The sequence below is a fragment of the Pseudomonas sp. R43(2017) genome, assembly GCF_002112345.1.
In the GTDB taxonomy this organism is placed as follows: Bacteria; Pseudomonadota; Gammaproteobacteria; order Pseudomonadales; family Pseudomonadaceae; genus Aquipseudomonas; species Aquipseudomonas kribbensis.
In genome coordinates this window covers 752,890-770,331 of sequence record NZ_NEHJ01000002.1, presented here as the reverse complement: position 1 = coordinate 770,331, position 17,442 = coordinate 752,890, and the positions used below count along the sequence as shown (strand labels likewise).

Here is a 17,442-nt window from a genome sequence, read left to right as displayed (position 1 = left end):
TTCTTCTACAGGGCAAACGGCAGCGGTGTGTTGACCTGCTGACGCTGCGCCAGTCGCTGCTCGAACTCTTTCGGATCATGAATCAAAACGTCCTGCCCGGCGAACGATTCCGCCGCAATCAACCGCGACAGCCAGAACCGTACGCACGCCACGCGCAGCATGGTCGGCCACAGTTCGGCCTCAGCCGCCGTGAACGGACGCAGTGCCGCGTAGGCACCCAGGAAGGCCCGCGCACGTGGGCCGTCAATCAGGCCGTCATCGTCCGAACACCAATCGTTCAAGGCAATCGCCACGTCGTAGAGCATCGGTCCAGAACAGGCGTTGTAGAAGTCGATCAGCCCGGTCAGGTGCGTGCCTTCGAACATCGCATTGTCGCGGAACAGGTCGGCGTGGATGTTCGCCCGCGGCAGCGCGAGAATTTTCTCTTTCTGTTGGGTGATTTCGTCCAGCGCCTTTTGCAGCAGCGCACGCGGCTCGTCGCTCAGGTGCGAGAGAAACTCGGTCCCCTCCTCCAGCATCCAGTCCAGGCCACGATCGGTCTTGCGCTTGATCATGCTGTCGCCCTGGGTCGCCAGGTGCAGGTGCGCCTGCAAGTCACCGACCTGCGCGCAATGCTGGGCGTTGGCCTGTTTGATGTGCTTGCCGGCCAGGCGCGGTTGCAGCAGCGCCGGCTTGCCTTTCAGCTCGCGCAGGGCCACGCCGTCGGTGGTGCGCAGTGCGTAGGGCACCGGCAGGTCGGCTTCGTGGAGGACGTCGAGCAGGTCGATGAAGAACGGCATTTCCTGCACCGGGCCGCGCTCGACCAGGGTCAGGACGAACTCGCCCTTTTCCATGCTGATGAAGAAGTTGGTGTTTTCGCTGCCGGCGGCGATCCCCTGGAAATCGAGCAGACGGCCGAGCCCGTAAGGGGCGAGAAAGGTTTCCAGCTCGGGCCGAGCCAGGGGGGTGAACACAGACATGGTTAAAAACTGCTCAGTTCTGGCGCCGCCATCGAGCCGGCGCCGGTTGAAATTAAGAAACTACTTCCACTCGAAAATCTTCCACGACGGGATCAGCATATCCGGCTGGTCCGAGCGGATGAAGTTTGCATCAGTACCGTCCGCACGCACCAGAAAATAGGGCGGGAAACCCTTCTTGGTCACCTTGATCGCGTACAGGAAACCGTTCTGCCGGTACTCCTGGATGGTTCTGTCACCCTCGGTGCGGATGGTGACTTCCGGCTCCGCTGACGGCGCATCATCCGCCGCGATCGCAGGCAAGGGTGAGACAGCAATCAAACTGACCAGCAGCAAGCGATTTAACGTACGCATGATAACCTTGTCCCTTTGTCGTCAACGGTCCCGCTATTCTAGCGCCGGACCCGCCGAAAAGGTTGATCCTGCTCATGAGCCAAGCCCCCCTCGTCCTGGTGGACGGTTCGTCTTACCTGTACCGCGCCTTTCATGCGCTGCCACCGCTGACCACGTCCAAAGGCCTGCCGACCGGCGCGGTCAAGGGCGTGCTGAACATGCTCAAGAGCTTGCGCAAACAGTATCCGGACAGCCCCTTCGCTGTGGTGTTCGACGCCAAGGGCGGGACATTTCGCGATGAGATGTACGCCGAATACAAGGCCAACCGCCCGAGCATGCCCGACGACATGCGCCTGCAGATCGAGCCGCTGCACCAGAGCGTGAAAGCCCTCGGCTTCCCGCTGTTGTGCGTCGAAGGCGTCGAGGCCGATGACGTGATCGGCACCCTGGCCCGCAGCAGCGCGGCCGCCAACCGCCCGGTGATCATCTCCACCGGCGACAAGGACATGGCGCAACTGGTCGACGGCCACATTACCTTGGTCAACACCATGTCCGGTAGCTCGATGGACGTGGAGGGCGTGAAGGAGAAATTCGGCGTCGCTCCGGAGCAGATCATCGATTATCTGGCCCTGATGGGCGATTCTTCCGACAACATCCCCGGCGTTCCCGGCATCGGGCCGAAAACCGCGTCCGGCCTGCTGGTCGGCGTCAACGGCGGCCTGACCGAGCTCTACGCGCAGCTCGATATCGTGCCGACCCTGCCGATTCGTGGCGCCAAGACCCTGCCGGCCAAGCTCGAAGAGCACAAGGAGATGGCGTTCCTCTCCTATCAACTGGCGACCATCAAGGTCGACGTGCCGCTGGACATCGGCCTCGACGACCTGCAAATGGGCCCGGAAGATCCGGCCAAGCTGCTTGAGCTTTACACCCTGCTGGAGTTCAAGAGCTGGATCAACGATCTGGAGCGCGATGCCAAACGCCTGGAACTGAGCAGCGCCGCCGCGCCTGAGCCGGCCGGCGATCTGTTCAGCGCGCCTGCGGAAGAAGCGCCGGTCGCTCCGGCCGAGGCCGCGTACGAAACCATCCTCGATCAGGCCCGTTTCGATGTCTGGCTGGAAAAACTGAAGAACGCCAAGCTGTTCGCCTTCGACACCGAAACCACCGGCGTCGACGCACAGCAGGCGCAATTGGTCGGCCTGTCCTTCGCGGTGCAGGCCAATGAAGCAGCCTACATTCCGCTGACCCACTCCTACATCGGCGTGCCGGAGCAGCTGGATCGCGACACCGTGTTGCGCGCGCTGAAACCAATCCTCGAAGACCCGAACAAGCTCAAGGTCGGCCAGCACGCCAAATTCGACATGAACATCCTGGCCAACTGCGCCATCGGCGGCGATCAGAACGAAGGCATCACCGTGCGCGGCATCGCCTTCGACACGATGCTCGAGTCCTACGTGCTCAACTCCACCGCCACCCGCCACGACATGGACAGCCTGGCGCAGAAGTATCTGGATCACACCACCGTGAGCTTCCAGGACATCGCCGGCAAAGGCGCCAAGCAACTGACCTTCGACCAGATCGCGCTGGAACAGGCCGGGCCGTATGCCGCCGAAGATGCCGACGTGACCCTGCGCCTGCACCAGACCCTGTTCGAAAAACTCAGCGCCATCCCGAGCCTGGCCAGCGTACTGACCGACATCGAGATCCCGCTGGTGCCGGTGCTGGCCCGCATCGAGCGCCAGGGTGCATTCGTCGATGCCGCGCTGCTGGGCGTTCAGAGCATCGAGCTGGGCGACAAGATGGTCGCACTGGAACGTGAAGCGTTCGAAATCGCCGGTGAAGAATTCAACCTGGGTTCGCCGAAACAACTGGGCGTGATCCTCTACGAAAAACTTGGCCTGCCGGTGCTGAAAAAGACCGCCAAGGGTCAGCCATCCACCGCCGAAGAAGTGCTGGCAAAACTGGCCGAAGACGATCACCGCCTGCCGAAAGTGCTGATGGAACACCGTTCCATGAGCAAGCTGAAAAGCACCTACACCGATCGCCTGCCGGAGCAGATCAACCCGCGCACCGGGCGTATCCACACCTCGTACCATCAGGCCGTCGCGTCGACCGGGCGCCTGTCGTCGAGCGACCCGAACCTGCAGAACATTCCGGTGCGCACCGCTGAAGGCCGACGCATCCGCCAGGCCTTTGTCGCGCCGAAAGGCTACAAACTGCTGGCAGCGGACTACTCGCAGATCGAATTGCGGATCATGGCCCACCTGTCCCGCGACGAAGGCCTGATGAACGCGTTCCGCAACAATCTGGACGTGCATACCGCAACTGCCGCCGAAGTGTTCAAGGTCGAGCTGAACGAAGTGACGTCCGACCAGCGCCGTGGCGCCAAGGCGATCAACTTCGGCCTGATCTACGGCATGGGCGCGCAGAAGCTCGGCAAGGACATCGGCGTCGACACCAAGACCGCCAAGGCCTACATCGATACTTACTTCGCACGCTACCCGGGCGTTCGTGAATACATGGACCGCACCCGTGCACAGGCGGCGGATCAAGGCTACGTAGAAACGATCTTCGGCCGCCGCCTGTATCTGCCGGACATCAACTCCAACAAGCCGCAGGAACGCGCTGCCGCTGAACGCACGGCGATCAACGCGCCGATGCAGGGCACCGCAGCGGACATCATCAAAAAAGCCATGGTGGCGGTGGACAACTGGCTGAGCGCTTCGGGTCTGGACGCCAAAGTCATCCTGCAGGTGCACGACGAACTGGTGCTGGAGGTTCGCGAGGATCTGGTGGATCAGGTTCGCGACGAAATTCGCGTCCACATGAGCGAAGCGGCGAAGCTGGATGTGCCGTTGCTGGTGGAAGTGGGAGTCGGCAACAACTGGGACGAGGCCCACTGATCGGTCAGAGGCCGGCTCTGCCGGGGCATAACGCCGCAGCAGAGCCCTTTGCAGGCACTTAGTCCTTAAGGTTCTGGAATTTATTCCAAACCTTTTCTAGAAAATTCTGAACTAATCTTGCAGGCTGATACTCAGAGGTACTGAATGGCTGGTGAAGCCCTTCGATGCTCCTATGTTGTGTTAAGTGTTGGCAGATATCTGAACCCCGCCCTAGCGGTTCGGAACTTGGACCCCGGAACTTCTCCCTCCCCATATGAAGTCCGGGGCTTTTTTTGCCCCAAAACTGGCTGTGGCGCAGCCATGCTGCGTTAAAAGCACAACAAAAAATGCTCATTTAGGTCCCCTAAAGTCGAGCGCGACCCCGGCCGTTTTTGTTGCACTTTTGCCTTGCCTCGCAGCACCACAGACAGTTTTGAAATCCCCTTACTCTGCCTCAGCCGCCGTTTCCGCGCCTTTATCCGCCAATTCCATCCAGCCCGCCAGCTTGGTGTAGGCCTCTTCCAGGCCCATGCGTTTTGGTGCGGAGAACAGCTGGATCGTTACCAGATCGCCCCACCCCTTGCGGATTTCCGACTGCACCTTGAGCAGCGTGTTCTTGGCTGCGCCGTAGGTCAGCTTGTCGGCCTTGGTCAGCAGAATGTGCATCGGCATGCCGGCCGCAACGGCCCAGTCGAGCATGAGCAGGTCGAAGTCGGTCATTGGATGACGGATATCCATCATCAGAATCAGCCCCTTCAAACTCTCGCGGCCCCCGAGGTAAGCCTCGAGGTGACGCTGCCAGTGTTGCTTGAGCGGGATCGGTACTTTTGCATAACCGTAGCCCGGCAGGTCGACCAGACGCCGTTCATCGTCTAGCTTGAAGAAGTTCAACAGCTGTGTGCGACCCGGGGTTTTCGAGGTGCGCGCCAGGCTGGCGTGAGTCAGGGTGTTCAGCGCGCTGGATTTACCGGCGTTGGAACGACCGGCGAACGCCACTTCGAAGCCTTCGTCGTCGGGGCACTGATCGACTTTGGCGGCACTGAGCATGAACGTGGACTGTTGGCACAGGCCGAGGATGGGATTCTTGAGTTGCATGGGATTTCCGATGTGGGCGGCGCCGGGATTGGGCGCGGAACGCGGTGTCGCTTCCGTTTCAGTGACGCCAGTATATAATGCCGCAGATTTTGTGTGTGCTTTGTCCCAGCGAAGGATGAAGTTCACGAGAGCGACAGACTTTGATTGCGCAACAGAACGCAGATCGCTCTCAACCCTGAAAAGGTCGTTTTATGACGAAATGGCTGCTGGCTGCCGGAGTTCTGATGCCGCTTTACAGCGCACAGGCTACACAGGATCCGGAAGCCGTGTACAACCGTGTTTGTGGTGCCTGTCATTCCGGCCAACTACCCATGGCGCCCAGAAGAGGCGATCAGGAAGCTTGGACGCCGAGGTTGGCGAAAGGTATGGAGACGCTGGTGCAACACGTGACCCAGGGTTTCAAGGCGATGCCGCCGCGTGGTTTGTGCATGGACTGCAGTGCCGAGGATTACCAGGCCATCATCCTCTGGATGAGCGGAAGTAAACCCGGTCCATAACTCTTAACCCTTAGCCGTAGTTGGATTAGCTGATGAACAAACTGATCGTGAGTCTGCTGTTGACCGTGGGAATCTCAGGTTTCGCCCATGCTGCAGGCGATGCCGCCGCAGGCCAGGCGAAGGCTGCCGTATGCGGGGCCTGCCATGGCCCGGATGGCAACAGCATGGCGCCAAACTTTCCGAAACTGGCCGGCCAGGGTGAACGCTACCTGACCAAGCAACTGCACGACATCAAGTCGGGCAAGCGCACCGTTCTGGAAATGACCGGACTGCTGACCAACCTGAGCGATCAGGACCTTTCCGACATCGCCGCCTATTTCGCCAGCCAGAAAGGCAGCGTCGGCGCCGCCGATCCGAAGATCGTCGCTCGCGGCGAAGCCCTGTTCCGTGGCGGCAACCTGGAAAAAGGCCTGCCAGCCTGCACCGGTTGCCACTCGCCGAACGGCGCGGGCAATGCCGCCGCCGGCTTCCCGCACCTGGGTGGCCAGCACGCTCAATACATCGCCAAACAGCTGACCGATTTCCGCAAGGAAGAAGCCGGTCGCAACAACGACGGCGATGCCATGACCATGCGCACCATCGCTCGCAAGCTGAGCGACGAGGACATTGCGGCGGTCTCCAGCTACATTCAAGGCCTGCACTAAGGCCAGGCCTGCGATGGTGATTCGAGCGTTGCGCGCGAAGGGCAACGCCTGCCACGTTAACGCTCGATTAATCCGTTGCATGAAGTATAAAAAGGGTGGCTTTGGCCGCCCTTTTTTGTGGCCGCTGCCGTTACACTACAGAACTCATGCCCGCCAGGATCTGTCTGAAAACAGCCCGCGCGAGGCGAACAAAATTGTCCAGGAGTAAAGCATGCGTAATCTGATCATCAGCGCCGCTCTCGTCGCTGCCAGCCTGTTCGGCGTGACCGCCCAGGCTGCCGAAGCACCTGCTGCCCCGTACGTCGAGCTGAGCAATCCGGTTCCGGTTGCCGTGCCTGGCAAGATCGAAGTGGTGGAACTGTTCTGGTACGGCTGCCCGCACTGCTACGCGTTCGAGCCCGTGATCAATCCTTGGGTTGAAAAGCTGCCCTCCGACGTCAACTTCGTGCGCATTCCTGCCATGTTCGGCGGCCCTTGGGACGCACACGGTCAGATGTTCCTGACCCTGGAAGCCATGGGCGTCGAGCACAGCGTTCACGCTGCCGTGTTCAACGCGATCCAGAAAGAACACAAGAAGCTGACCGACAAGAATGATATGGCCGATTTCCTCGCCACCCAAGGCGTGGACAAGGACAAGTTCCTGGCCACCTTCGACTCCTTCGCCATCAAGGGCCAGATCGTCAAGGCTCGCGAACTGGCCAAGAAATATGAAATCTCCGGCGTTCCAACCATGATCGTCAACGGCAAATACCGCTTTGACATCGGCTCCGCCGGTGGTGCCGAGGAAGCTCTGAAACTGGCTGACCAACTGGTCGCCAAAGAGCGAGCGGCCAACAAGGCAGCCGCCAACTAAGCGCGGCAATCGCCATGCGCCGCTGGGGAACCGAACGTCTCGTCGGCCTGCATGATCCGCAGGTCAACGAGCATCACCTGGAGTCCACGGGCCTGCCCGCAGACAGCCGTTTGCGCTTGCTCAGTTTCAATATCCAGGTTGGCATCAGCACCGAGCGGTATCGGCATTACCTGACCCGCAGCTGGCAGCATCTGCTGCCGCACCCCGGGCGCTCCGGCAATCTGCAGAAGATCGGCAATCTGCTCGGCGACTTCGACCTGGTCGCCCTGCAGGAAGCCGATGGCGGCAGCCTGCGCTCAGGCTACGTCAATCAGGTCGAACACCTGGCCCATCTCGGCGCCTTCCCCTACTGGTATCAACAACTCAATCGCAACCTCGGCCGACTGGCCCAGCACAGCAACGGCGTGCTCAGTCGCCTGCGCCCGTGGGCGATCGAGGATCATCCGCTGCCGGGGCCGAAAGGTCGCGGGGCGATCCTGGTGCGCTTTGGTGAAGGTCCCGAGGCGCTGGTGGTGGTGATGATGCACCTGGCGCTCGGCGCCCGGGTACGCACCATGCAACTGGCCTATATTCGCGAGCTGATCGGCGGCTACAAGCATCAGGTGCTGATGGGCGACATGAACACCCACGCCAGCGACCTGCTGCAACACTCGCCCCTGCGCGACCTCGGCCTGCTGGCCCCGCAACTCGAAGCGACATTCCCCAGCTGGCGCCCGCAGCGCTGCCTGGACCATATTCTGCTCAGCCCGACCCTGACGCTGGAAAAGGTCGAAGTGCTGGCCCAACCGATTTCCGATCACCTGCCCGTCGCGGTAGAGATTCGTCTGCCGGGTTCGCTCACGGCCGATGCATTGCCCGCGTTGAGTCCTGCCCCTCGCGGAACGCCTGAATGAGCGACGAAGCCCAGCGCTGGAAAGAGAAATACCTCAAAAGCATCGAACAACAGGAAAAGCTCGAACGTCGATGGGACGCCCGGCTCGACCTGCTGCGTCGCGGCCTGGTGCGTAGCACCCTGGCAGCGGAAGGCACTGATCGCGTGGTCGATCAATGCATGAAGGAAATGCGCGATGTGGTGCGCACCGACGACATGGATGCCGGCCTCGCCGCCCTGTTGCCGCGTCTTGAAAAAGCCGTGCTCGACTCCGAGCAACGCCGTGAAACCCGGATCGAGCAGGTCAGCACCGCGCTGAACTCGCTGGTCACTCAGTTGCAAGCGTTGCCGTTACCCCGGGAAGTCGCCCAGCCGTTGAAGAAATTCGCCAAACAACTTGATGGGCGAGTCAGTCAGGCGCGAGAAATGCCGCTGCTGCTCAGTGAGCTCAGCGGCTTGCAGGGCAAGGCCCTGAGTCAACTGGAGACGCCGGCGGAACCGGGACGTCCTGGATTGTTGCAACGCCTGTTTGGCAGCCGCGACAGCGAGGAAACGCCTGCACCTGTAGCTCAGCCTGCCGTGATCACTCCGGCCGCTCAGCCAGAGCAACCGCCCGCCGCGCCTGAAAGCGCGCCAATGCCAGAAGCGCCTGCCGCAATCGCCGAGCCGGCAGCTGTTGCCACCGTCAGTGAAGCACCGGTCGCTGTACCTCTGGCCGCGCCAATGCAAGCAGCAATATCAACACCTGAGCCTGTTGCAGAGCCGGAAGTGGTTGCCTTCGAGCCTGCCCGGATCCTCACAGAAGTCGTTCCGTCTCCCAGCGAACCGGAACCCTCCGAGCCAGAACCCGAGCCGCTAGCCTTCACACCGCCTCCGGTCTTTGCGCCATCGACACCGATCGCCATCAACCCTGACGAACTGATCCACCCCGGCGATAACCCGCCCCCGGTCTTCCTCGACAGCCTGCCCCTGCCCGAGCCCATCGCGCAGGCCCTGGCGGCCATCGATCCGGAGCAACCCGAGCAAGACATTCTCTACGCCCTGCCGGATTCGCCCGAACCCTCCTACAGCTCGGTGGCCAAGCACATCGAAGATACGCTGATCGGCCTGCTGGACGACCTGACCCTGCCTGAGCGCCACCGACCGCAAGCCGAGGCCATGCGCGACCGGCTGAAAAATGGCCTGAACTGGTACGAACTGCTACCGATCCTCGACGATCTGGCGACCTTGATGCTGGCCATCACCGACAGCGGTCAGCACGAGTTCGAAGCCTATCTGCAGCAGCTCAACGAGCGCCTCGAAGCGTTCCAGAGCAACCTGCAGGCTGCCAGCGAAGGTCACGCCGACAACAGCTCGGCGGCGCGAGCGATGGACACGCAGATCCGCGAACAAGTCGATGGCCTGCAGACCAGCGTGCAGGAAGCGGCGGACCTGGACGATCTCAAGCAGGTACTGGAAAACCACCTGGAAGGCCTGCTCGGCACGATGGACCAGCATCAGAAACAGCGTGACGCCCGTGAGCAGGAAGTGGCTGGGCGCCTGAAAAGCCTCGCCGAACGGGTGGCGCATATGGAACAGGAAGCACTGGGCTATCGCGAACACCTTGAAGAGCAACGCCAGAAAGCCCTGATCGATCCGCTCACCGGCCTGCCCAACCGCGCCGCCTGGAGCGAGCGGCTCGAACACGAAATCGCCCAATGGCAGCAGCATGGCAATACTCTGAGCCTGGCCATGCTCGACCTCGATCACTTCAAGCGGATCAACGACAACTACGGCCATCTGGCCGGCGACAAAGTGTTGAAGATCATTGCCACGGTGCTGCGCAAGCGCCTGCGCGGCAGCGATTTCATTGCCCGGTTCGGCGGCGAGGAATTCGTCCTGCTGCTGCCGGCAACTCCGCCGGCCGTCGGCGCCAAACTGCTGGAAACCCTGCGCGCGTCCATCGAGGCCTGCCCGTTCCACTTCAAGGGTGAGCGAGTCACGATCACCATTTCCATGGGGCTGGCGGCATTCAGACCGGGAGAACACAGCGATCTGGTGCTCAAAAGAGCCGATCAGGCACTGTACCGAGCCAAAAACGCAGGTCGCAACCGGGTGGAGCTAGGCTGAAGACAATTGTTCCATTTCATTTAAATCAGCCCTTTTGCCGTTCGCACGCAGGTCAGTACGTTACACTGTTGCATTACTGACTTGCGTGTACTGCCATGAAATTCGTTGCCCTCATCACTTCGCTGCTCATTCTGGCCGGTTGTGCCAGCGGGCCGCGCTACGACACCAGCCATCCTTCTGCCAATCACGACAGCCGCGCGCAATTCGTGATCGTGCATTACACCTCCGCCTCCCTTGAGCGCTCCCTGCAACTGCTGACCCACGGCGAAGTCAGCAGCCACTACCTGATCGGCGACGACAAGAAAGGCACGATCTACAAGTTGATGGACGAAAACCTGCGCGCCTGGCATGCCGGTGAAAGCGAATGGCAAGGCCGTACCTGGCTCAACTCAAGCTCCATCGGCATCGAAATCGTCAACCCGGGCTTCAAGGACACCCCGACCGGGCGCGTGTGGTATCCGTACAGCGAAGCCCAGGTTCAGTCGCTGATCGTCCTGCTCAAGGACATCAGCAAACGCAACGGCATCAGCCCGGACCACATCATCGGTCACAGCGACATCGCACCGCTGCGCAAGCTTGATCCGGGCCCATTGTTCCCGTGGAAGCGCCTGGCTGCCGAAGGCCTTGGCTTGTGGCCGGACGAACAAGCCGTCGCCCGCCAGCAAGTGCGGTTCGAGGTGGAATTGCCGAGCATCAGCTGGTTCCAGGCGCAACTGGCGCGCCTGGGTTACGCAACGCCGCAGAACGGCGAGCTGGACGTGGCGACCCGCCATGTACTCGCAGCCTTCCAGATGCACTTCCGCCCTGCCCGCTTTGACGGTACTCCGGATGCGCAAACGGCAGCGTTGCTGCTGGTGTTGAATCAGACAAAATAATGACGCCCGCCCGACGGTCAGGGCGAAAACGCAATCAGCAGCTATAACTCATTGGTAATTCTTCGGATATCCATATGGTTGCTACCCGAGAGACGCTGCGTAGCTGGTTTTATCGTCCGTGGTTTCTGGCGATGCTGGCGGCTGTCCTCAGTGCAGGCCTGTTGATCACCGGCGGGCTGTTCGTCGCCATGCATCAGGTCGAACAAAGCGAAAGCCAGGAAATGAACGCCCAGGGCGAGCGCTTCCTGGCTCGCCTGGAGCAATTGTTCGGCCAGTTGCGCGAGAGTCTGGACGATCTGGAAGCCCAGCCATTGCGCAGTTGCGACGACGAAATGATCGCCACGCTGCAGCAAGTGACCTTCAACTACCGCTTCGTCTATGAAGCCGCCTACATGGATGCATCGCGCATCTGCTCCAACCGCCCGCGCCAGGAAGGCCTGTCAGTCGTCCGCCCGCCGGACATCAAGGGCCCGACATACAGCTACTGGTTGAACACCACCACCGAACCCGACGAAAACCGCGCAGCGCTGATGCTCGGCCGCGGCAACTTTCGCGTGGCCACCTCACGCGGGCACCTGACCGACATGGTCGACCTGTCTCCCGACAGCAGCCTGCTGGTGGTGCTGGATCACGGGACCCGGGCGATTCCGGTGCTCGGCGTGCCACAGGCCTGGCCGCCCACTGAGCCGTGGCCGCCGAAATCCACCGACGCGTTGCAAGTCACCCAGACGCGTCTGATCTATCGCATGCCCACCGACAACCCGGAATATCAGCTGGTGCTGATCAGTCCGCGCACGGGCATGCACATTCCGGAGCTGTGGTGGTGGATGGTGCCGTTCTGCCTGGTACTCGGGGCGCTGGTGGGCGTGCTGGTGTTCTGGATCGTCCGCCAGCGTCAGTCTCTGGATGCCGAGCTTCACGGTGCGATCCGTCGAGGCGAATTGCAGGTGCTGTATCAACCGATCTTCGATCTCGACAGCCGCAACTGCGTCGGCGCCGAAGCCTTGCTGCGCTGGCGCCGGCCGGACGGCACGCTGACCAGCCCCGACCTGTTTATCCCGATGGCGGAAAACACCGGGCAGATCCGCCAGATGACCGATTTCGTCCTCCAGCGCCTGTTGGAGCAACTGGGTCAATTACTGCGAGCCAATCCGCAGCTGTATATTTCGGTGAACCTGGCGGCCTGTGACGTGATGGTGCCGCGCATTGGCCAGGTCATGGCGCGGCTGCTGAGCCTGCACCGGGTGGCAGCGCGGCAGATTGCGTTTGAAGTGACCGAGCGCGGGCTGATCGATGTGGTGGTCGCACGGGAAAACCTGCAAGCGCTGCGCGATGTCGGCCATCAAGTGCTGATCGACGATTTCGGCACCGGCTATTGCAGCCTCGCCTACCTGCAGACCCTGCCCGTGGACTGCCTGAAAATCGACAAGGCGTTTATTGATGCCCTCGGCCATGACGCGGCCAGCAGCGGTGTGGCGCCGCACATCATTCACATGGCCCAGGCACTGGATCTGAAAGTGATCGCTGAAGGTATCGAGCATGAATCCCAGGCGGCGCTGCTCAGCAGCGAAGGCGTGAAGTTCGGTCAGGGCTGGCTGTTCGCCCATGCCTTGAGCGCCGTGCAATTCATCGAGCTGATTACCCGGGGACGGCGGCTCGCCGGCCGCCGGATGGACGACGAAGCCTAGACCGCCAGCGCCATGTAGAACTGCGTGCCCTGCCCCGGCCGCGAATAGACGCCCATCCGGCCGCCATGCAACTGGACAATTTCCTTGCACAACGCCAGCCCGAGTCCGGCCCCGCCCTTCTTGCGTCCGACCTGGACGAACGGTTCGAAAATTCGCCCTTGCTGGCCGTAAGCGATGCCTTCGCCGTTGTCCTCGACGCTGATGATCACCCGCTCGCCATGTCGGCGCGCCTGCAACCGGATCAGGCCGTCGCGGGCCGTATGGCGCAAGGCGTTGTCGATCAGGTTGTCCAGCACCCGATCCAGCTGGGCCTGATCGGCCTGCAAACGCGGTAACGGGCTCTGTACCTCGACATTCAATGCCACGCCCTTCTGCGCCGCCGTGTCGGCAAAACGCGATTGCGCCTGAGTCAGCAAATCCTCGATGGAGCACGGCGCCAGCGTGAGTTTCTGCAAGCCGCTTTGATAGCGTGAGAAATTCAGAAGGTCGTTGATCAACTGCATCAGGCGCTGCATTTCTTCATTGACCGTGTCGAGCAGATCCGACTCGCGGGATTCCGCCGGAAACTTCGCCCGCTCGCGAAACAGCCCGAACGCCATGTGCATGCCGGTCACTGGCGTGCGCAGTTCATGGGAGGCACGCAATACGAATTCGCTGCGCACCCGCTCGAACGCCCGCTGTTCGGTGACGTCGTGCAGCACCATCACCGCGCCGAGGATATGCCCCTGGGTATGGCTGACCGGCGTCAGGCTGTAGGTCAGCAGCCGCGATTCGCCATCGACTTCAATGCTCAAATCTTCCGGCGCGCGCTCAAGGGTGCCACCGCGCAATACCAGTTGCAGTTGCGCATCCAGCTCTGGACGTTGCAGCGCACTGCCAAGCCCTTCGCCGAAACGGTCGCTGTCCCAGCCCAATTGCCGCTGGGCCACCGGGTTCAAGTGCTCCAGATGCCCCTGGCGGTCGATCATCAACAAACCGTCATCGATGCTGTCGAGCACGGCCTGCAAACGTTGCTGGCCGGCCAGCAGTTCATCGACATTGGTCGCCTGATGCTCGCGAAGGGCTTCGGCCATCAGCCCGAAACGCCGGGTCAGCAGGTTGATTTCCATGGCCGAAGACACCGGCAAGGTCACCTCGAAATTGCCTTGGCCGATGTTGTCTGCGGCTTTCGCCAGCGCCTCGATCGGTGCACCGAACCGGCGGGCGATTCCCTGGGCGGTGATGAAACCGATGATCAACACCGCCAGCCCCACCAGCCCGAGCAGGCCGGCAATCAGCAAGGCCCGGTCGCGGGCGGCATGTTGTACGGAGTTGATGTTATCCAGTGCGTGCTTGTGCTCGGCGATCAAGCCGTTGCGCAGAGTATTGAAGCGTTCGCGCAGATCGCCGCTGCCGCTCAGGGCCGCAGCCGGGTCGCGGGACACATCGAACGCTTGAAGGAAATTCAGATAATCCGCTTTGGCCTGACTGAACCCGTACTGGCGTCCGTCGTCCTTCTGTTCCTGGGCGATGCCCTCGTCGAGCAGTTCGAAGTAATGCTGCTTGGACGCTTCGAAGGCCACCGGATCGGGCTTCTCGGCAAGCATCATGATCAGTTGATCGCCCAAGGTCTGGCGCAGCTTGAGGCCCAGATCGAGGGTGACGAAGTTGTTGCGGATCAACGCCTCCTGAGTACCGGCCATTTGCATCACGCTGACCAGCCCGAGCATCAGCCCGAGCAAGGCCACGGTGATCAGTGCGGAAATGCTCAGGAACAAGCGGGTCCGCAACTTCATCGCCAGTTTCATCGGCGGGCGCTCACAGGTTGTACTGCTTGCGCTTGCGATACAGGGTCGAGGCGTCGATCCCGAGTGTCTTGGCCGCCTGGTCGAGGGTGCCGGCAGTCGCCAGCACAGCGCCGATGTGGGCCTTCTCCAGTTCGTCGAGGCTCAAGGCCGCACCGACGCGCGGCGCATTGTTGGCGGGTTGCTCGGCCATGCCGAGGTGGCTGATTTCCACGCGTTCCTGCGGGCAAATGATGCTCGCCCGCTCGACCACGTTGCGCAGCTCGCGGATGTTGCCGGGCCAGCGGTAACCCAACAGCGCTTCCCGCGCCTCGTCACTGAAGCCCCGGGCCGGGCGGGCATATTCCTTCACGAAACGGGCGAGGAAGCGGTCGGCCAGGGTCAGGATGTCTTCGGCCCGCTCGCGCAGCGGTGGCAGATGCAGAGTGATGACGTTCAGGCGATACAGCAGGTCTTCACGGAAACGACCGTCGCGCACCATGTCTTCAAGGTTGAGGTTGGTGGCCGCGAGGATGCGCACATCGGCGCGGCGGGTGACCGGGTCCCCTACCCGCTCGTATTCCTTGTCCTGAATGAATCGCAGCAACTTTGGCTGCAATGTCAGTGGAAAATCGCCGATCTCGTCGAGAAATAGCGTGCCGCCATCCGCCTGATTGACCCGACCCAAGGTGCTTTCACTGGCCCCGGTGAACGCGCCACGGCTGTGACCGAACAGCTCGCTTTCCATCAGCTCGGCAGTCAGCGACGGGCAATTGATGGTGACGCAGGATTTCTTCTCGCGCTTGCTCCAGCCGTGAATCGCCCGGGCCAGCTCACCTTTACCGGTACCGGACTCGCCGAGTATCAGGATATTGGCGTCGGTGCTCGCCACTTGCCGCGCGGTTTCCAGTACGACTTTCATCGCCGGGCTGTGGGAATCGAGACCGTCCTTGGGTTTGCGGATCTCGCCTTCGAGGGCTTCCAGACGCGCAGACAACTGGCGGACTTCAAGCTGCTTGGCGGTCGCCAGGCGCAGCTGGTCAGGGCTGCACGGTTTGACCAGATAATCGGCGGCGCCCGCCTGAATCGCGTCCACCGCCGTATCGACAGCCGAATGCGCGGTGACGATCACCACCCGCATCCACGGCGCCTGGATGCGCATCTGCGCCAGCACGTCGAGACCATTGTCTTCGCCGAGGCGCAGATCGAGGAAGCACAGGTCGAACACCTGACGCTGCAACAGCGCGTCAGCCTGGGCCGCGCTGTTGGCGGTGGCAACCGTATAGCCTTCGTCTTCGAGGCAATAACGGAAGGTTCGCAGGATGGCGGATTCATCGTCCACCAGCAGAATGCGGCCTTGATGCTCAGTGGCTGATTCCATTTTTCCTACGCTCCATAAGTGAATGTCTTGGGTTAGTCCCGGAAAAATCGGGCAAGTTGCATGGTTGATTCTGATCGATTCCAGTCATAGCAGGGTAGCTCTCTCCTGCCCTCACGGCTAATTCACTGATTTTGTTGATTTTTTAAACAAACGGCGTTTTTCAGGCATTTGCCTGCTTCCTTTTCTGACATCCGCACCCTGCTCTCAATTCAAAAAGAATGATTTCTCCTACGAAACATTCGTGCATTTCGCACGACCTTGGATGACCCATCGTGCAGGATGCGTCGTCACGATTTCTCATCGCGCTTGTAACTATCTGATTTTATTGGATTTTTTAAAACAAAAAAGCTGGCATGCAGGCTGCAATACCTCTCTCAGCCCGGGCAGATATGCACTGCCCTAACCGAATAAGAGTGAGGAACCCAGGATGACTCGCCCAAGTGCCGCCCAAATGCGTATCTCGCCACTGCACCTGCAGCAGGCCCTGTTTGGCGCACTTGCGCTGCTGATTACTCTGATCGCCTGCCAGCAATACCTGCGCTGGGAACAGAGTCAGCAACCTGAGCCCCTGATCTCGATGCAGCACGCGACGCAAACGCACTTCAGCGCCGTCAGCAGCAGCCAGGCCGACAACGGTGCGATGCGCATGATGGATGTCGACCAGCCGCAGCCGCTGGGCGACATGCCACGTGAAGAACGCTGGGTTTTCTGATCCACGAATCTGGGCGCCGCTGCGCCGAGACCGGCAACACCCCTAAATAGAAACAAGGAGAATCACCATGTTGAGCTGGGCAATCACATTCCTGATCATTGCCATCATCGCTGCAGTACTGGGCTTCGGTGGTATCGCGGGCACCGCCACGGGTATCGCCAAGATTCTCTTTGTCGTGTTCCTGGTGATGTTCATCGCCTCGTTCTTCTTTGGCCGTCGCGGCCGAGGTTGACCATGAGTGCTTTAAAGACACTGGCAGCCGCCCTGCTTCTGGGCGGTAGTGCCATGGCGATGGCGGCCAATGATGGCCAGACGCGGGTCAACGAACTGCTGAGTTCAGACCCGCACTACAGGGAAACCTGGGAAGGCGTGGTGAAGAAGGAAGAACGCCTGCCGGAATGGGTGATGAACCTCTCCGGTACGCCGGACCAACAGATGAATGCCGTCACTGAAGACGGCGACAAGTATCTGGTCGGGCCGCTCTGCGAATCGCAGGACAAATGCCTCAACCATCGCTTGATCGTCGCGTTCAGCTTCGACAAGAAGCACGCGTACGCCATGCTGGTCGATGTGCCCGAAGGATTGCCGGCCGACAAGTCGCCGACGCGACATGCCACCTACCGCTTCCTCGGCAAACCCGATCAGGGCATGCAGGATCTGTTGATGGAAACGTTGAAGAAAGATCCGAACTGGTATTGAACATGAAGGCAGCCCACAGCTGCCTTCCATTGCGCCCGCCCGAGGAAGGCCGGTGCATGACCAGGGGGCCGGGACGTTCTGACTGTT

The 17,442-nt window shown here is 61.0% G+C and carries 16 protein-coding genes; 11 read left to right on the top strand and 5 right to left on the bottom strand.

The genetic code is table 11. The features are described 5' to 3' along the window. Positions 1–5: 5 nt before the first annotated feature. Positions 6–959, bottom strand: a complete 954-nt coding sequence (locus CAG02_RS08105) for a homoserine kinase (protein ID WP_085713040.1) — start codon at positions 957–959, stop codon at positions 6–8. A gap of 60 nt (positions 960–1,019) precedes the next feature. Next, positions 1,020–1,310 carry a DUF2782 domain-containing protein gene (locus tag CAG02_RS08100; protein WP_085713041.1) on the bottom strand — a complete coding sequence of 97 codons (291 nt, stop codon included), beginning with the start codon at positions 1,308–1,310 and terminating at the stop codon, positions 1,020–1,022. A gap of 74 nt (positions 1,311–1,384) precedes the next feature. On the opposite strand from CAG02_RS08100, the gene polA reads away from it, so the two are divergent. Next, complete coding sequence (polA, locus tag CAG02_RS08095; RefSeq protein WP_085713042.1) at positions 1,385–4,189, top strand: DNA polymerase I; 2,805 nt, start codon at positions 1,385–1,387, stop codon at positions 4,187–4,189. Between the two features lie 423 nt (positions 4,190–4,612). On the opposite strand, the gene yihA is transcribed toward polA, so the two are convergent. Continuing rightward, the gene (yihA, locus tag CAG02_RS08090) at positions 4,613–5,263 is read right to left on the bottom strand and encodes a ribosome biogenesis GTP-binding protein YihA/YsxC (RefSeq protein ID WP_085713043.1); all 651 of its coding nucleotides are present in this window, start codon (positions 5,261–5,263) and stop codon (positions 4,613–4,615) included. A gap of 191 nt (positions 5,264–5,454) precedes the next feature. Between yihA and CAG02_RS08085 the strand changes: the two genes are divergently transcribed. The 7 genes from CAG02_RS08085 (at position 5,455) to CAG02_RS08050 (ending at position 12,800) form a co-directional block, all read left to right on the top strand. After that, positions 5,455–5,760: a cytochrome c5 family protein gene (locus CAG02_RS08085; protein ID WP_085713044.1), complete on the top strand. Its 306-nt coding sequence runs from the start codon at positions 5,455–5,457 to the stop codon at positions 5,758–5,760. 32 nt (positions 5,761–5,792) lie between these two features. After that, positions 5,793–6,404, top strand: coding sequence for a cytochrome c (locus tag CAG02_RS08080; protein WP_065260178.1), 612 nt, complete (start codon positions 5,793–5,795; stop codon positions 6,402–6,404). Between the two features lie 211 nt (positions 6,405–6,615). Beyond that, positions 6,616–7,257: a thiol:disulfide interchange protein DsbA/DsbL gene (locus CAG02_RS08070; protein WP_085713046.1), complete on the top strand. Its 642-nt coding sequence runs from the start codon at positions 6,616–6,618 to the stop codon at positions 7,255–7,257. Between the two features lie 14 nt (positions 7,258–7,271). After that, positions 7,272–8,150 (top strand): endonuclease/exonuclease/phosphatase family protein, encoded by an 879-nt coding sequence (locus CAG02_RS08065; protein WP_085713047.1) that lies wholly within the window; start codon positions 7,272–7,274, stop codon positions 8,148–8,150. After that, the gene (locus CAG02_RS08060; RefSeq protein ID WP_085713048.1) at positions 8,147–10,237 is read left to right on the top strand and encodes a GGDEF domain-containing protein; all 2,091 of its coding nucleotides are present in this window, start codon (positions 8,147–8,149) and stop codon (positions 10,235–10,237) included. The genes CAG02_RS08065 and CAG02_RS08060 overlap by 4 nt, the downstream gene beginning before the upstream one ends. Positions 10,238–10,332: 95 nt before the next feature. Further along, positions 10,333–11,112 (top strand): N-acetylmuramoyl-L-alanine amidase, encoded by a 780-nt coding sequence (locus tag CAG02_RS08055; RefSeq protein WP_085713049.1) that lies wholly within the window; start codon positions 10,333–10,335, stop codon positions 11,110–11,112. Positions 11,113–11,186: 74 nt separating this feature from the next. Continuing rightward, a complete protein-coding gene (locus CAG02_RS08050) occupies positions 11,187–12,800 on the top strand; it encodes an EAL domain-containing protein (RefSeq protein WP_085713050.1) in 1,614 nt (537 codons plus the stop codon). Here CAG02_RS08050 and CAG02_RS08045 read toward each other — a convergent pair. After that, positions 12,797–14,587, bottom strand: coding sequence for a KinB sensor domain-containing domain (locus CAG02_RS08045; protein WP_085713051.1), 1,791 nt, complete (start codon positions 14,585–14,587; stop codon positions 12,797–12,799). The genes CAG02_RS08050 and CAG02_RS08045 overlap by 4 nt on opposite strands. Before the next feature lie 10 nt (positions 14,588–14,597). Beyond that, positions 14,598–15,944 (bottom strand): sigma-54-dependent response regulator transcription factor AlgB, encoded by a 1,347-nt coding sequence (algB, locus tag CAG02_RS08040; RefSeq protein ID WP_025112294.1) that lies wholly within the window; start codon positions 15,942–15,944, stop codon positions 14,598–14,600. A 427-nt stretch (positions 15,945–16,371) separates the two neighbouring features. Here algB and CAG02_RS08035 point away from each other — a divergent pair, with 427 nt between their 5' ends. From CAG02_RS08035 to CAG02_RS08025, 3 genes are all read left to right on the top strand, one after another. After that, a complete protein-coding gene (locus CAG02_RS08035) occupies positions 16,372–16,656 on the top strand; it encodes a hypothetical protein (protein WP_085713052.1) in 285 nt (94 codons plus the stop codon). Positions 16,657–16,723: 67 nt separating this feature from the next. After that, the gene (locus CAG02_RS08030) at positions 16,724–16,888 is read left to right on the top strand and encodes a DUF1328 domain-containing protein (RefSeq protein ID WP_003177151.1); all 165 of its coding nucleotides are present in this window, start codon (positions 16,724–16,726) and stop codon (positions 16,886–16,888) included. Between the two features lie 2 nt (positions 16,889–16,890). Next, positions 16,891–17,355 carry an inhibitor of vertebrate lysozyme family protein gene (locus tag CAG02_RS08025; RefSeq protein ID WP_085713053.1) on the top strand — a complete coding sequence of 155 codons (465 nt, stop codon included), beginning with the start codon at positions 16,891–16,893 and terminating at the stop codon, positions 17,353–17,355. The last annotated feature ends 87 nt before the right edge of the window (positions 17,356–17,442 follow it).

Excerpts from the sequence above, each read along its gene's own strand:
- CAG02_RS08105 (WP_085713040.1), bottom strand. The coding sequence starts at position 959 with ATGTCTGTGTTCACCCCCCTGGCTCGGCCCGAGCTGGAAACCTTTCTC.
- CAG02_RS08055 (WP_085713049.1), top strand. The coding sequence starts at position 10,333 with ATGAAATTCGTTGCCCTCATCACTTCGCTGCTCATTCTGGCCGGTTGT.
- CAG02_RS08060 (WP_085713048.1), top strand. The coding sequence starts at position 8,147 with ATGAGCGACGAAGCCCAGCGCTGGAAAGAGAAATACCTCAAAAGCATC.
- CAG02_RS08030 (WP_003177151.1), top strand. The coding sequence starts at position 16,724 with ATGTTGAGCTGGGCAATCACATTCCTGATCATTGCCATCATCGCTGCA.
- CAG02_RS08080 (WP_065260178.1), top strand. The coding sequence starts at position 5,793 with ATGAACAAACTGATCGTGAGTCTGCTGTTGACCGTGGGAATCTCAGGT.
- CAG02_RS08035 (WP_085713052.1), top strand. The coding sequence starts at position 16,372 with ATGACTCGCCCAAGTGCCGCCCAAATGCGTATCTCGCCACTGCACCTG.
- CAG02_RS08100 (WP_085713041.1), bottom strand. The coding sequence starts at position 1,310 with ATGCGTACGTTAAATCGCTTGCTGCTGGTCAGTTTGATTGCTGTCTCA.
- algB (WP_025112294.1), bottom strand. The coding sequence starts at position 15,944 with ATGGAATCAGCCACTGAGCATCAAGGCCGCATTCTGCTGGTGGACGAT.
- yihA (WP_085713043.1), bottom strand. The coding sequence starts at position 5,263 with ATGCAACTCAAGAATCCCATCCTCGGCCTGTGCCAACAGTCCACGTTC.
- polA (WP_085713042.1), top strand. The coding sequence starts at position 1,385 with ATGAGCCAAGCCCCCCTCGTCCTGGTGGACGGTTCGTCTTACCTGTAC.
- CAG02_RS08025 (WP_085713053.1), top strand. The coding sequence starts at position 16,891 with ATGAGTGCTTTAAAGACACTGGCAGCCGCCCTGCTTCTGGGCGGTAGT.
- CAG02_RS08045 (WP_085713051.1), bottom strand. The coding sequence starts at position 14,587 with ATGAAACTGGCGATGAAGTTGCGGACCCGCTTGTTCCTGAGCATTTCC.
- CAG02_RS08085 (WP_085713044.1), top strand. The coding sequence starts at position 5,455 with ATGACGAAATGGCTGCTGGCTGCCGGAGTTCTGATGCCGCTTTACAGC.
- CAG02_RS08070 (WP_085713046.1), top strand. The coding sequence starts at position 6,616 with ATGCGTAATCTGATCATCAGCGCCGCTCTCGTCGCTGCCAGCCTGTTC.
- CAG02_RS08065 (WP_085713047.1), top strand. The coding sequence starts at position 7,272 with ATGCGCCGCTGGGGAACCGAACGTCTCGTCGGCCTGCATGATCCGCAG.
- CAG02_RS08050 (WP_085713050.1), top strand. The coding sequence starts at position 11,187 with ATGGTTGCTACCCGAGAGACGCTGCGTAGCTGGTTTTATCGTCCGTGG.